The following is a 14161-nucleotide window of genomic DNA, read 5'->3' on the forward strand; positions in this document are numbered from 1 at the left end:
AGCATGCTATAGAAACTTATTTTCCATCCTCTCCCAACGCGTGCGAGAGGAATACCGACAAAGCTTGTCGAAATGAACAGTTATGATGACTACCAGAAAAATTTGGATCATAACTACGATTTTTTTAGCCGTTCTGACCGGGTTTCGTTATTGGTGGCTGGAATCCCATTCGGCCGATTCCTACCCGGTCGCGGCCGGCGGCGTGCTGGACTTGCGGGGCTGGGAGCCGCTGACCGAACATTCCCTTCCGCTTAACGGCGAATGGTTGTTTTATCCGGATACGTTGCTGTACAACGATGGGGCGGTTCCGGCGGCCGATCGTCCTCATTCTGAGGGGCGGCCGATCCAAGTACCCGGCAGCTGGAGCTTCGACGATCGACCGAAGGGCAGCGAGAAGTACGGATACGGCACTTACCGGTTGCGGATTTTGGTAGACTCGGGCAGGGCAAAGGAATACGGGGTTCGAGTAACGAGCATTAAAAGCTCCTCGGAAATCTACATGAACGGGCAATCGATCGGTCGTTCCGGTCAACCGGCCGACAGCCAAGCAGGCTATAAGCCGCTGGACGTTCCGTATACCGTAAAATTTTCAGTGGGCGAAGGAATTGACGAGATCGATCTGGTCATCCAGGCCGCCAATTTCGACAACCATCTCAACGGCGGGATTTTCCGCTCGATCAAGTTTGGTCTGGAGACCACGTTAAGCAGGGATACCGGCTTGTCCAGAGATATGGTCTGGGTCGCTTGTGTCGCATATGCGATTCATGTGCTGTACGGCTTCGTCTTGTACCTCGTCGGAGGCAAAGACCGCCGTCTGATCTACTACTCCCTCATGATCGTATGCATCATTATGGCGACTTTGCTGGACGGGGAAAGGTTACTATACGCGTGGATTCCGTTCCCTTTCGTATGGAGTCTGAAGAGCATCTATCTCGTTATGATCAGCGGCGGATTTTTTCTATACCAGCTCGTTAAAGAAAAGGTTCCGTTTGTTCATCGAAGGGTTTCGCGGATCTATGAGCTGTTGTGCGGCATTGCGTTTATATCCGTGCTGGTCCTGCCGCTATCTGCCGCCCTGTCTTTGCAAGGGGGCTATCTGATTCTGATGTTCATTCCTTGTCTGATGACGCCGGTGCTGCTGTTCCGGTCGGCTGTCCGGATCGACATGGACAATATCTTTTTGCTGCTGGCTGCAACCGCTGCGATCAACAGCCTGATCTGGCTCGTTGTTATGCATATTGCCGGAATCGAGCTGATTTCTTATCCCTTCGATCTAATCATCGCGATGATTTGCTTTTCCGCTTACTGGTTCAGACGTTATATCCGGATGTCCGAGGAATCCAGGGAGCTGACGAACAAGCTGCGGCAGGCCGGCAAGCAGAAGGACGAGTTTCTGTCCACCGTTGCCCACGAACTGCGCAATCCGCTGCACGGCCTTATTAACATCTCCCAATCGGTAGCGGCGAGGGAGCAGTCCAAGCTCGGCATCGACAGCGTAAGCGATCTGCAGATGCTCGTCAAGGTGGGGAGGCGGATGTCGTATCTGCTTAACGATCTGCTGGATATGGCCCGGCTGAGGGACAACCGGATTCACCTGCAGCTGGCGGATCTGTCCGTGCACAGCGTCGCCTCGGGCGTTATAGATATGCTGCGGTTTATGACGGAAGGCAAGCCTCTCCAGCTGGTCAACCGAATCCCGGCCGAGTTCCCGCTCGTTCATGCCGATGAGAACAGACTGAACCAGATATTGTTCAACCTGCTGCACAATGCGGTGAAATATTCGAACGCAGGCGAGGTGTCCGTGCAAGCCGAGGCGGACGGCGGATGGGCGGTCGTCTCCGTCTCCGATACGGGGCTGGGTATGGATGAGGAGCTGCTGAGCCGGGTATTCGAGCCGTACGAGCAGGTTTCCCCGGATGAAGGTTCCCGCAGCGGCGGCTTCGGATTGGGCTTGAACATATGCAAGCAGCTGGTCGAGATGCATGGCGGCACGTTGACGGTCCGCTCGAAGCTGCACGAAGGCTCCGTATTCACCTTCCGGTTGAAGCTGGCGGCGGACAGGGAGAAAGCGGACTCCGCAGTCCGGCAAACGGCAGCGGCCGATTCCGCATACGGAGGCAACAGGGTGAGCAGCCAAGAGACCGCTCCGGCTAACGGACCGGTACGCAGCCCGGCTCCGGAACGGCTTCGCCTGCTCGCGGTCGATGACGATCCGGTCAATCTGAATGTGCTGAAGGCGATATTTGCCGAGGAACCGTACGAGCTATTCACGGCGATCGGGGGAAAGGAAGCGCTGCGCCTGCTGGAATCCGGCGGATGGGACTTGATCATCTCCGACGTCATGATGCCGATCATGTCCGGTTACGAGCTGACGGAGCGGGTCCGTGAACGTTATTCCGTCGAGGAGCTACCGATTCTGCTGCTTACGGCGAGCAGCCAGGATCAAGATATCGAAGCCGGATTTCGCGCCGGCGCCAACGATTATGTCACCAAGCCGGTGAACGCGATCGAGTTGAAGGCCCGCGTGCGGTCGCTGACGAATCTGAGAAAATCGGTGGGCGAACGGCTGCGGATGGAAGCGGCTTTGCTGCAAGCCCAGATCAAGCCGCATTTCCTCATCAATACGTTTAATGCGGTAACCGCGCTGAGCCGGATCGACAGAGACCGGATGGACGATCTGGTGGAGGAGCTGACTACGTATATCAAGTACGGGATCGATTTTCAAAACTCCGACGGGGCGGTGCCGCTGGACCATGAGCTGAAGCTCGTACGTTCGTATTTGAACATTCAGCAGGAGAGGTTCGAAGAAAGGCTGCGGGTAGCCTGGGAGATCGACGATCACGTGAGCGTGTTTCTGCCGCCGCTTACGATCCAGCCGCTTGTGGAAAATGCGGTGACGCACGGCATATTGAAGCGGCGCTCGGGAGGAGAAGTCCGTATACGGATCAGCGATCTCGGACCGGCCGTCGAAGTATGCGTCTCCGATAACGGAACGGGGATCGATGAAGATACGGTCAAGCAGTTATTGAACCGGAACAAGAGCAAACGTTCGGGGATCGGACTGTTGAATACGGATCGGCGGTTGAAGCAGTTTGCCGGCCGCGGGCTGAGGATAGAAAGCAGGCCCGGTGCAGGGACTTCCGTCTCGTTTACTGTCGCCAAAACCGAACAGCGGCTTCTCGGCTCCGATTAAAGCATAATTCCTATTAAAGATCGCCAGTTTTTGATCGATCGGTCGAAAACAGGCGATCTTTTTCGTTACATGCGGCTGAAGGTGCTTATCTTTGAGGTTCCGGTCCATAGTTTCTGCGGCAGGAGGCCCGGTATTGATTCGGCGTCATCCCGGTGCTTTGCCGGAAGATCCGATTCAAGTAACCTTGGCTGTTCAGCCCGACCCGCTCGCCGATCTCGGCGATCGTCAGCTCCGTATTTTCCAGCAGCGATTTGGCCTGATTGATCTGGATGCCCCGCATATATTGAAGCGGCGTTTTGCCGGTATGTTTCTTGAGGCAGCGCGACAAGTAATCAAAATGATAATGAAGCGATTCCTCCAGATGCTGGTAGTGCAGGGGGACGTTCGCGTGCTGCTGCAAATACTCGATAACCTTCTCGGATAAATAAGCGGACCGGGAGCGGCCGCGAACTTGCGCCACGGACTGGATTTTGACCAGCAGCTCGGACACTAAAGCATGAAGCGGCAGCGCATTCGATACGGAAAACGAGTGGAACATCAAATACATCCGTTCCAGCAAAGGCACGATCGATGCAGGGTCGATATAGGTCATTTTCGGCAAGTACATCGATTGATCGAACGGGCGCTCGTCGTTGTCTTCGTTTCGCTGAAGCGGGTAAGACCAAGGAATTTGCTCGCGGTCCAGCGACCGGATCGCTCTCGGATGGGACAGATGGACCCAGATCAGCTCCGTATGCTCGGGAGAGGGCCGGTGCCCCCAATGGGTTTTGCCCGGTTCCAGTACGAGGATGTCGCCCTCCTTCATATTGTAAGCGATATCATCTTCCGTAATGTAAAAGGAACCCGATTGGACGAACACGATATTGTACGCCTCGAAGCATCTTCTGAAATGTTGATAGGCTTTGCCGGTGACCGATCTTCCGACCGTAATGACTTGCGGGAGCGGCGGGATTTTCAACTCCAGGCATAACACGGCCCCATCTTCCTTTCGTCGTCAGATTGGCTGTACGCCGACTATGCTTCCCATCTTATCATATCCCGGGCGTTACCGTAATCCGAAACAAATAGTCGGGATCGTCCAATTATTGTTCGTGATCCCATCTACAAAACAAACGCCGGATTTTATACATTAGTAATGAAAGCGCCTTCGGGCAAATCCAACGATCCAGGAAGGAAAAAAACTTATGGAACCCGTCCTTTTACCAAAACCAAAACCGGAACCAAGAATCGAACGGTTTGAACAGCTCGGCTTCGGCATGTTTATTCATTGGGGTCTTTATTCGCAGCTCGGGAAGGGGGAGTGGATTCAGCAGATCGGCAAAATGGCCCGGGGAGACTATATGCGGCTGGCGGATACGTTCTCTGCAGAAGAGTTTAACGCCAAGGAAATTGTCGCCATCGCCCAAAAAGCCGGGATGAAGTACATTACGCTCACGACGCGTCATCACGACGGCTTCTCGCTGTACGACACGCGGGGGTTGAACCGATACGATGCTCCGCACAGCCTGGCGAAGCGGGATCTGGTCGCCGAATTCGTCGCAGCGTGCAGGGAAGGCGGCGTACTGCCCCTGTTTTATCACACGACGCTGGACTGGTATGAGCCCTCCTTCCAATCCGACTTTGGCGCCTATCTGGATTACTTGTACCAGTCTGTAGAACTGTTGTGCACCCATTACGGGCCGATCGGCGGGATCTGGTTCGACGGCAACTGGAGCAAGCCGGAAGCGGACTGGAAGCTGGACGATCTGTACGGGATGATTCGCAGGCTTCAGCCGGAAGCGATGATCATCAACAACACGGGGCTGTGGAAAAAAGGCGAGCTGGGCCATCCGGAGATCGACAGCGTCACGTACGAGCAGGGGCGTCCGAAACCGATGGACCGAAGCGGCATGAGCAAATACGTGGCTGCCGAAATGTGCGAGACGATGAACGATCATTGGGGGATCGGGGAAGCGGATTATATGTACAAGTCGGTTCCGCATTTGATCGAAAGTCTGTGCGCGTGCAGAAAGGTTGGGGCTAATTATTTACTAAATGTCGGTCCGTCCGCCGGCGGCAAAATCGTTCCGATCCAGCAGGCGATGCTGGAAGTGCTCGGACAATGGCTGAAGGTGAACGGCAAACCGATCTACGAAGGAAAACCGGTCGACGTGGAAGGAGAGGGAAGCAACTTTGCGCTGGAAACGCCGGACGGCAAGCTGTATCTGTTCATCCATCATTTGAAAATAAGCGGACATGCCGATGTAACCGTCGGAGGCGGAGGCCCGGGAGCGAAAACATTTACGGGGCTGAGCCGGAAGGTCGAATCCGTACGCTGGCTGGACAACGGAGAGAGGTTGGAATTTACTCAGGATGCGGCAGCCGGGACGTTTTCATTCACAGCGACGAGCTTCCCCTACGGCGTGAACTATGTGGTCAGAGTGGCGGAGGTTTGCTTCGCTTGACTATCGGTCCGAAGAACGGCTTCGGCATCGTATCGGCTATATTCGATCTAAATTGTAAGCGCTATCGTTAAGCTGCAACGAAACTTCGCTGCAAGATGGATATACAAATTCACGAAAAGGGGCCGAGCAAAATGAAAAATAAGCTCGCAATGGGATGGGTCATACCGATGACGGCGGTACTATTGGCTTCATGCGGAGGGAATGGAGGCGGAAGCGGCAAAGAGGGCAGCGGCGCCCCGGAGGGAGCGGTCAAGCCGGCGGACCAGCCGGTAACGCTCGTCGTGAACAATGGCGTAAACAGCGACGATCAGGAGCGGTTCATGCAGGATTACGGTAACGCGATCCGGAAAAAATTTCCCCACGTCACGCTGGAATACCATCCGAGCGCGGCGTTGAAAGATCGCGTTACGGCTCAGGAAACGATCGATATCGTGTACACCTCGATCGGGCTGACCCCGTCGCAGCTGATGGACTTCGGTTTGCAATACGACATCTCGGAGCTGATCAAGAAAAATCAGTACGACTTAAACCGTCTGGAGCCGTCCACAGTGAAAATGCAGCAGCAGCTTGCCGACGGGGGCATGTACGGTTTACCCGTCCATACGACCACACTGGCGTTGTATTACAACAAGGACATTTTCGACAAATTCGGCGCTCCTTACCCGAAGGACGGGATGACCTGGGACGAGCTGTACGAGCTGACCAAAAAAGTGAGCCGTACGGAAGGCGGAGTGATGTACCGCGGATTTTCCATGTCGTTCCCGCATATGATGCGCCTCAACCAGCAATCGCTTCCTTATCTGGAGTCCAAAACGAACAAGGTGCTGTACGGCAGCGACAACTTTAAGCAGATGACGGAAAATCTCACGAGATTTTTCAGGCTGCCGGGCAATGAGGGCGATGCGGATACCGCTGTGCTGAGCAAGCAGGTCAATCTGTTCATTAAGGATAAAACACTGGCGATGCTCGCTCACCTGACGACCAGCATGCGCGAGCCTGCGATGAGAGAAGCGTTCAAGACGATGAACTGGGACGTCGTCAGCTTGCCTTACCTGAAGGAATCGCCGGGACTCGGCCCGCAATCGTATCCGACCTTCTTCTACGTATCGGCCACCAGCAAGCATAAGGATGCCGCCTTCCAGGTCATAGCTTACTTGACGTCGGAGGAATTCCAGCTGGAGCAGTCGAAGAAAGGAATCCCTTCGATTCTGAAAAGCCCCGAGGTGATGAAGGCGTACGCCCAGGATGACGAATATTCGGCAGGCAAAAACCGGAAGGGCATGATTCCGGAAAAATACGCCGATCCGGCCTTGTACACCAAATATTCAAGCGCCGCCGAAGCCGGCCTGCTCACGGCGCTGAGCCGGATATCACAAGGACAGGAAGACACCAATACGGCGCTGCGGGTGGCGACCGAGACGGCCGAGAAAGCGATCAAGGAGCTGCAGGCCAAATAAAAATGAACGGGCAGCCGCCTTCAGCTGCCCGATTCCCGGATCGGATTCTGGAGAGGAGAATCAATATGGGCAACGTAAAATTCGGAGTGATCGGATTAGGCAATATGGGGACGATGACGGCCAATTACTTGTCGAAAGGTGAGATCGAAGGGGCGGAGCTTGCCGCCGTATGCGAGATGTTTCCCGAAAGGCTGAAGTGGGCTGCCGGACATTTCCCGTCCTCCGTGTCCGGGTTCGACTCGATCGAAGCGATGCTTACCTCGGGAATCATCGACGCCGTCTACATCGCCACCCCTCATTTTGACCATCCCGCCATCGCGATTCGCGCGTTCGAGTGCGGCTTGCACGTGCTGACCGAGAAGCCGGCGGGTGTCTATACGAAGCAAGTCCGGCTGATGAACGAGGCGGCCGCCCGGGCGGGCACCGTGTTCGGAATCATGTACAATGCGCGGACCCAGCCGTTGTACCGGAAGCTTCGGGAGCTCGTCGTATCCGGCGAGCTCGGGGCGATCCGCCGCACCAACTGGATCGTGACGAACTGGTATCGTCCGCAGAGCTATTACGATTCGGGCACCTGGAGAGGAACTTGGGCCGGCGAAGGCGGGGGCGTCCTCATTAATCAGGCCCCGCACCAGCTCGATCTGTGGCAGTGGACGATCGATATGATGCCGAAGCGGATTTGGGCGTCGTGTTACTTCGGGAAAAACCGCGATATCGAGGTGGAGGACGAAGTGATTGCATTTGCCGAATACGAGAACGGGGCGACCGGACAATTGATTACGTCTACGGGTGAGTCGCCGGGGACGAACCGGTACGAGGTGGTCGGAGACCGGGGTAAACTGGTGATCGAGGACGGGAAAATGACGTTCTGGAGGCTGAGGGTGCCGGAGACGGAGTTCAACCGGACGTCGACGGACCTGTTCCGCCAGCCGGAATGCTGGAAGTTCGACGTTCCGCTGCCGAAGCAGGAGAAGGACGGGCATCTGCTCACGACGCAAAATTTCGCCGATGCGATTCGTACAGGCACGCCGCTGATTGCCCCGGGGGAAGAGGGGATCAAGGGGCTGATGCTGTCCAACGCGATGCATTTGTCCGCTTGGACCGACGGGTGGGCCGACTTGCCGGTCGATGAGGACTTGTACTTGTCGCACCTGGAGGAGCGGATGCGGACCAGCCGATTCAAGCGGGCGAAGGATGGAGCTGAATAATCCGACGGAAGCCCATTTTGAAGGAGGAAGCATCTACTCATTTTGCGTAAAACAGGCTGTGCCTGTAGCCGTTGCGGGCTTCGGGCACAGCCTTCCTTCATCCGATGGGAAGATGGCGTTTACTCGTTAAACAAAAATTCGTCTACGGGTCCAGCCTGTACCGGCCTGCCGGAGCCGGATCACGGTTGATCCATATGCCCTTCGTAAAGTCGGGGATGCAAACCGGAGCGCTGCCGAGCGCAATCGAATCTTCGGAAAGCACGGTAATCGCCATCCACACCGCTGTGTCGTAGACGTCGATCGGCGTGTCTGTTCCGTTTTTGACGCTTTCGGCGAAGGCGCGCAGCACGAGATGATCCATGCCGCCGTGTCCGCCTGTGATCCCGTCGCGCAGAAACTGCTTCCAGATCGGATGCTCGTATGCCTCGCGGTAGCTATCGAACGATTCCCACTTGTGGTGCGGACTTCTGCCCTCGATATGAATCGAGTTGTTGTCCTCCGTCCACAGCCCTTTCGTACCCTGCACCCGGCCCGCCCGGGAATAAGGCCGCGGCAGCGTCGTATCGTGAATGATCGAGATCGTTTCGCCGCCGGCGCATTTGATCATCGTCGTGACGATGTCGCCTTGGGCGAACTCCGTTCTGGTCAGCGGATCGCTGTCTCCGAACTTGTCCGTCGCCCACTGGCGGATGCCGCGCGCCTTCGAAGACATCGAAGTCAAGGTCATCAGACGGTTGCCGCGGTTAACATTCAATGCTTTGGACACCGGGCCGAGCCCGTGGATCGGATACAGCTCGCCGTTGCGATTATGGCGGTTCTGTTCGCCGAGCGCCACCTGGCTGCGCAGATCGTGCTCGTAGCCGCACTGGCAATGAATCAGCTCGCCGAGCAGCCCTTGCTTCACAATATTGAGGACGGCAAGTTCATCGCGTCCGTAGCAGCAGTTTTCCAGCAGCATGCACGGCACCCCGGTCTGTTCCGAAGTCCGGACCAGTTCCCAGCACTCTTCGAGCGAAGCGGCTCCGCCGACCTCGATCCCCGCGTATTTCCCTATATCCGCAGCTAGCAGAAGCAGATCTAATCGATTGTCAGTCCATACTAACAAGCAAAAGGCTGCCGAAACCGGCAGCCCTTGTCGTTGTATCAGCTTGCTTCTTCCTCGCCCTCGGAAAACTGGCTGTTGTACAAGTTTTCGTAGAAGCCGCCCCGCGCCAGCAGCTCGTCGTGCGTGCCTTGCTCGATAATGTCGCCGTCCTTCATGACGAAGATCAGGTCGGCATCGCGGATTGTCGACAGACGGTGAGCGATCACGAAGCTGGTGCGGCCCTTCATGAGGTTCGCCATCGCTTTCTGGATCAGAATCTCGGTCCGGGTATCGACGGAGCTCGTCGCTTCATCCAGGATCAGAATTTGCGGATTGGACAAAATGGCGCGCGCGATCGTAAGCAGCTGCTTCTGGCCTTGCGATACGTTGCTCGCTTCTTCGTTGAGCATCATGTCGTAACCGTCAGGCAGCGTACGGATGAAATGATCCACCTGAGCGGCCTTCGCCGCCGCGTACAGCTCTTCGTCGGTCGCGTCCAGCTTCCCGTAGCGGATATTTTCCTTGATGGTATTGTTGTACAGCCAAGTATCCTGCAGCACCATACCGAACAGCGAGCGCAGATCGTTGCGGGCGAAGTCCCGAATGTCGGTATCGTCGATCAAGATGGCGCCGCTCTGAATATCGTAGAAGCGCATCAGCAGCTTGATGATCGTCGACTTGCCGGCACCGGTAGGGCCGACGATGGCCACCTTCTGCCCGGGCTGCACATGAGCTGTAAAGTTATTAATGACCGGCTTCTCCGGATTGTAGCCGAAGTGGACATTGTCAAACCGGACTGCGCCTTTTACTTTGGATGTGTCCGCAGGCGTTGCCGTATCTGCAGGCTCTTCTTCTTCGGCCAAAAATTCAAATACGCGCTCCGCAGCCGCAACCGTCTGCTGAAGGACGTTCGAGATGTTGGCAACCTGAGCAATAGGTTGGGTAAACTGGCGCATGTATTGGATAAACGCCTGGATATCCCCGACCGAGATTCGTCCGTTCACGGCCAAATATCCGCCTAGAATACAAACGGCAACATACCCGAGATTGCCGATAAACATCATGATCGGCATCATCATCCCGGAGAGAAACTGCGATTTCCATGCGGAATTGTACAGCTTTTCGTTATGCTCGTCGAACTTTTTGAGCGACTCTTCCTCGCCGTTGAATGCCTTCATCACCGTATGGCTGCCGTACATCTCCTCAATATGCCCGTTGACGTGCCCGAGCGACTCTTGTTGGGCCACGAAGTGCTTCTGCGACTTTTTCACGACGAACATAATGAAGATAAAGGACAGCGGCAGAACGAATAACGCGACCAGGGTCATTTGCCAGCTGATCGTAAACATCATGATCATAATACCGACGATGCTCGTCACGGAGGTGATGATCTGAGTCAAGCTTTGATTCAGACTTTGACTGATGGCATCGACGTCATTCGTAATGTGCGACAATACTTCGCCGTAATTACGCTTATCAAAATATTTAAGAGGCAGTTTATGAATTTTCTCGGATATATCGCGCCTAAGATTATAGGTCACCTTCATCGCAACATTGGACATGATATAACCTTGAATATAAGCGAACAAAGCGCTGATCAGGTATAGCGCAACCAGGATAAGCATAACCCGGCTGACGTAACCGAAATCGATGCCGTCGCCCGTACCCGAGATCATGGCCATAACGCCTTCGAATACTTTGGTAGTCGCTTCCCCGAGTATTTTCGGGCCTAGGATGTTGAATATGGTGGATCCGATAGCGAACAAGATGACCAGGGAGACGGCAATTTTATATTTGCCCAAGTAAGAGATCAGCTTTTTGAACGTCCCTTTAAAGTCTTTCGCTTTCTCACCGGGCATCATCATTCCCGGTCCGCCGGGTCCGCCGCCCATCGGCCCTCTGTTTCTCGGTTTTCCGAACTTGGAGGCTCGTTCACTCATTGCAATTCCTCCTTAGAAAGCTGGGATGAAGCGATCTCCAGGTAGATCGGGCAATTCTGAAGCAATTCATCGTGGGTACCGATCCCAACGATTTTACCTTCATCCAAGACGATGATTTGGTCGGCATGGCGAATCGTATTTACGCGCTGCGCGACGATCAGGACGGTGCTGTCTCCCGTATATTTCTTCAAGGCTTGTCTGAGAGCCGTATCGGTTTTGTAATCGAGGGCGGAGAAGCTGTCGTCGAAAATATAGATCGGCGATTTCTTCACGAGCGCGCGTGCAATCGACAGACGCTGCTTCTGGCCTCCGGACACGTTGGCGCCGCCTTCCGATATGTTTTTCTCAAATCCGGCCTCATCCTTCTGGATGAAATCGGCGGCTTGGGCAATCTCGGCGGCATGACGCACTTCTTCGTCGGTCGCTTCTTTTTTGCCGTAACGCAGGTTGCTTGCGATCGAGCCGGACATGAGCACCCCTTTCTGAGGGACATAACCGATCTGTTCATGAAGATCGTGTTGGGTTACGTCCTTTACATTCACGCCGTTAACGAAAACCTCGCCTGAAGTAACGTCGTAAAAGCGGGGGATCAAGTTAATCAGCGTTGATTTGCCCGAACCCGTCGAGCCGATAAAGGCTGTCGTTTCCCCGGGTTTGGCCGTGAACGTAATATCGGTCAGTACATCCTCCGGGGCATCCTGGTAATGAAAGCTGACGTTGCGAAATTCTACGACGCCGCGCTGATCGGACTGGAACGGCTTCGCTTGAACAGGATCTACAATCGAAGGTTCGGTCGCAAGCACTTCAACGATACGCTGAGCGGATACGGAAGCACGCGGCACCATAATGAACATCATCGAGATCATCAAGAAGGACATAATAATCTGCATCGCATATTGCATAAATGCCATCATATCTCCAACTTGCATGGCGGATACCGCGATCTGATTCGCACCGACCCATACGATTAGCAAAGTAATCAGGTTCATAATCAGCATCATGACCGGCATCATAAATACCATAACGCGGTTGACAAACAAGTTGGTTTTCGTCAAATCCTGGTTAGCCGCATCGAACCGGTTTTTCTCGAATTTTTGGTTGCTGAATGCGCGTACGACCGAAAGACCGCTCAAATTTTCTCTCGCAACGAGATTTAATTTATCGATCAGCTTCTGAATGATTTTAAACTTCGGCATCGCGACATAAAAGACGATCCCGATCAAGGCGATCAGCAGAGCGACTGCCAGGCCGATAATCCACGTCATCGAGCTGTTCTCTCTCAGCACCATAATGACGCCGCCGACCCCTAAGATCGGAGCATAGAACAAGATCCGGATACCCATAATAATGAGCGTCTGAACCTGGGTAATATCGTTGGTCGTACGGGTAATCAGCGAGGAGGTCGAGAACTTGTCAAATTCGTTGTTCGAGAAGCTCTCGATCTTGCTGAACACGTCGCGCCGAAGCTTCTTGGCTATGCCAGCGGCGATCCGCGCCGATAAATAGCCGACTCCGATCGTAGCGGCGGCCCCGCCTAATGCGATCAGCAGCATGAAAAATCCCGTCTTCATAATATACTGGTTCTGAATCCGGCCTACGTCCATTCCAAGCTCGCCGTACAACAGCTTCACGAAAGCCGTACCCGTCTGAATCTGCATGGCGGGGTCCATCTGGTCTGCCGAAGCGATCGCTTCATTCAGCTGCGCAGCGGGAAGCTGCTGGAGGACAGGGTTTAAAGCGTACAGTTCTTTGTAATCGACGTTGGTCATATCCAGCTTCTTGGCCGGAGCTGCCTGATTCCCCGAAGAAGCGGAGAGCTGCTTGGAGATTTCGATGAACGTTGCGGCGGCTCTGCCGAAGATCGGATTTAATTCGTCGATAACCGTGTCGTTCTTTTCTTTTAAGATATATCCGTTTTTGTTTTTCAGCAGGGGATAGGCGTCGGTATACTTGTTATCTCCCGCTTGGACGAGCGTGTAATGTTGATTTACCGTTTGCTTATCCCGCTCCTGCATGAGAGAGGTCATCAGCGTGAAGCCGTCTTCGCTGATCGCTTCGGGAACGGCATTTTTGATCCCGCTTTGCTGAATGCCTGTGTTGACGATGTCGGACATGTAATTCGGCAAATTTAGATCCGAGATCGCTTGTCCGAACAATAAGGCGATCGACAAAACAAGCATCGCGCTGAAGGGCTTTAAATATTTGGCGAGTTTGGCCATGACAGGTTCCTTTCCTTTCTAGTAGGGATGTTTACGATTGCCGGCTCCGGATATCGCCGACAATCTCATAAAGACGGGTGCAAAGCGAGATAAGCTGTTCGGTTTCCTCATGTCCGAGCCGTCCGACAATTTCGTCCGTAAAGGATAAGAACGCCTTTTTGGCTTTAGCAAGGGCGGCTTCCCCTTCGGAATCGAGCGTGATATAGACAACCCGCCTGTCATTTTTAGTGGTAACCCGCTTTACGTAACCTTTTTGTTCCAGCCCATTGATCATTTGCGAAACTGAGGGCATTGTGATGTGTAAAATCTCGCTTAATTCGGAAACTTTTATCCCCGGGGCAGCGGAATGCTCCTGCTCCTCTGAGCGGTTGCACCGCATCCGGCTATTGATAATTTCCAATACATGGAACTCGCGCTGGGGAATAATATCTTCAAATTGATGCTTGGACGAAACGCGTCTAATTTTGGCCATCACCTCAATCAGCCGTTTGCCCTGACTCATTTCCTGTTCCATATCGGATCATCCTCCACTTTGAAGCGACACCTTCTTTTTTCTAGTTTGTTGCTAGACCGTACCGTATGACTTGGATTCTGCTTGGCATATGTTTAGCCAACC

General features: G+C 54.2%; 9 protein-coding genes. 4 read left to right on the forward strand and 5 right to left on the reverse strand.

Annotated elements, in window-relative coordinates:
• Positions 1–82: 82 nt before the first annotated feature.
• The gene (locus PV433_RS06260) at positions 83–3193 is read left to right on the forward strand and encodes a hybrid sensor histidine kinase/response regulator (protein WP_332071325.1); all 3111 of its coding nucleotides are present in this window, start codon (positions 83–85) and stop codon (positions 3191–3193) included.
• An 85-nt stretch (positions 3194–3278) separates the two neighbouring features.
• Here the strand turns inward: PV433_RS06260 and PV433_RS06265 are convergent, their stop codons facing one another.
• Entirely contained in the window at positions 3279–4166 is an 888-nt protein-coding gene (locus PV433_RS06265; protein ID WP_332071326.1) for an AraC family transcriptional regulator, read from the reverse strand.
• Between the two features lie 211 nt (positions 4167–4377).
• Here PV433_RS06265 and PV433_RS06270 point away from each other — a divergent pair, with 211 nt between their 5' ends.
• From PV433_RS06270 to PV433_RS06280, 3 genes are all read left to right on the forward strand, one after another.
• Positions 4378–5637 (forward strand): alpha-L-fucosidase, encoded by a 1260-nt coding sequence (locus PV433_RS06270; RefSeq protein WP_332071327.1) that lies wholly within the window; start codon positions 4378–4380, stop codon positions 5635–5637.
• Positions 5638–5768: 131 nt separating this feature from the next.
• Positions 5769–7094, forward strand: a complete 1326-nt coding sequence (locus PV433_RS06275; RefSeq protein ID WP_332071328.1) for an ABC transporter substrate-binding protein — start codon at positions 5769–5771, stop codon at positions 7092–7094.
• 65 nt (positions 7095–7159) lie between these two features.
• Positions 7160–8302: a Gfo/Idh/MocA family protein gene (locus PV433_RS06280; protein WP_332071329.1), complete on the forward strand. Its 1143-nt coding sequence runs from the start codon at positions 7160–7162 to the stop codon at positions 8300–8302.
• Between the two features lie 142 nt (positions 8303–8444).
• Here PV433_RS06280 and PV433_RS06285 read toward each other — a convergent pair whose 3' ends face one another.
• Genes PV433_RS06285 through PV433_RS06300 form a run of 4 tightly spaced genes read right to left on the reverse strand, consistent with a single transcriptional unit; the run spans position 8445 to position 14059 of the window.
• The gene (locus PV433_RS06285; protein ID WP_332071330.1) at positions 8445–9407 is read right to left on the reverse strand and encodes a gfo/Idh/MocA family oxidoreductase; all 963 of its coding nucleotides are present in this window, start codon (positions 9405–9407) and stop codon (positions 8445–8447) included.
• Positions 9408–9445: 38 nt separating this feature from the next.
• Positions 9446–11326, reverse strand: a complete 1881-nt coding sequence (locus PV433_RS06290; protein ID WP_332071331.1) for an ABC transporter ATP-binding protein — start codon at positions 11324–11326, stop codon at positions 9446–9448.
• Positions 11323–13545, reverse strand: coding sequence for an ABC transporter ATP-binding protein (locus tag PV433_RS06295; RefSeq protein WP_332071332.1), 2223 nt, complete (start codon positions 13543–13545; stop codon positions 11323–11325). The genes PV433_RS06290 and PV433_RS06295 overlap by 4 nt, the downstream gene beginning before the upstream one ends.
• A gap of 31 nt (positions 13546–13576) precedes the next feature.
• Positions 13577–14059 (reverse strand): MarR family winged helix-turn-helix transcriptional regulator, encoded by a 483-nt coding sequence (locus PV433_RS06300; protein ID WP_332071333.1) that lies wholly within the window; start codon positions 14057–14059, stop codon positions 13577–13579.
• Between the last annotated feature and the right edge of the window lie 102 nt (positions 14060–14161).

Source organism: Paenibacillus sp. GYB004 (genome assembly GCF_036577605.1).
GTDB lineage: Bacteria > Bacillota > Bacilli > Paenibacillales > NBRC-103111 > Paenibacillus_AB > Paenibacillus_AB oceani.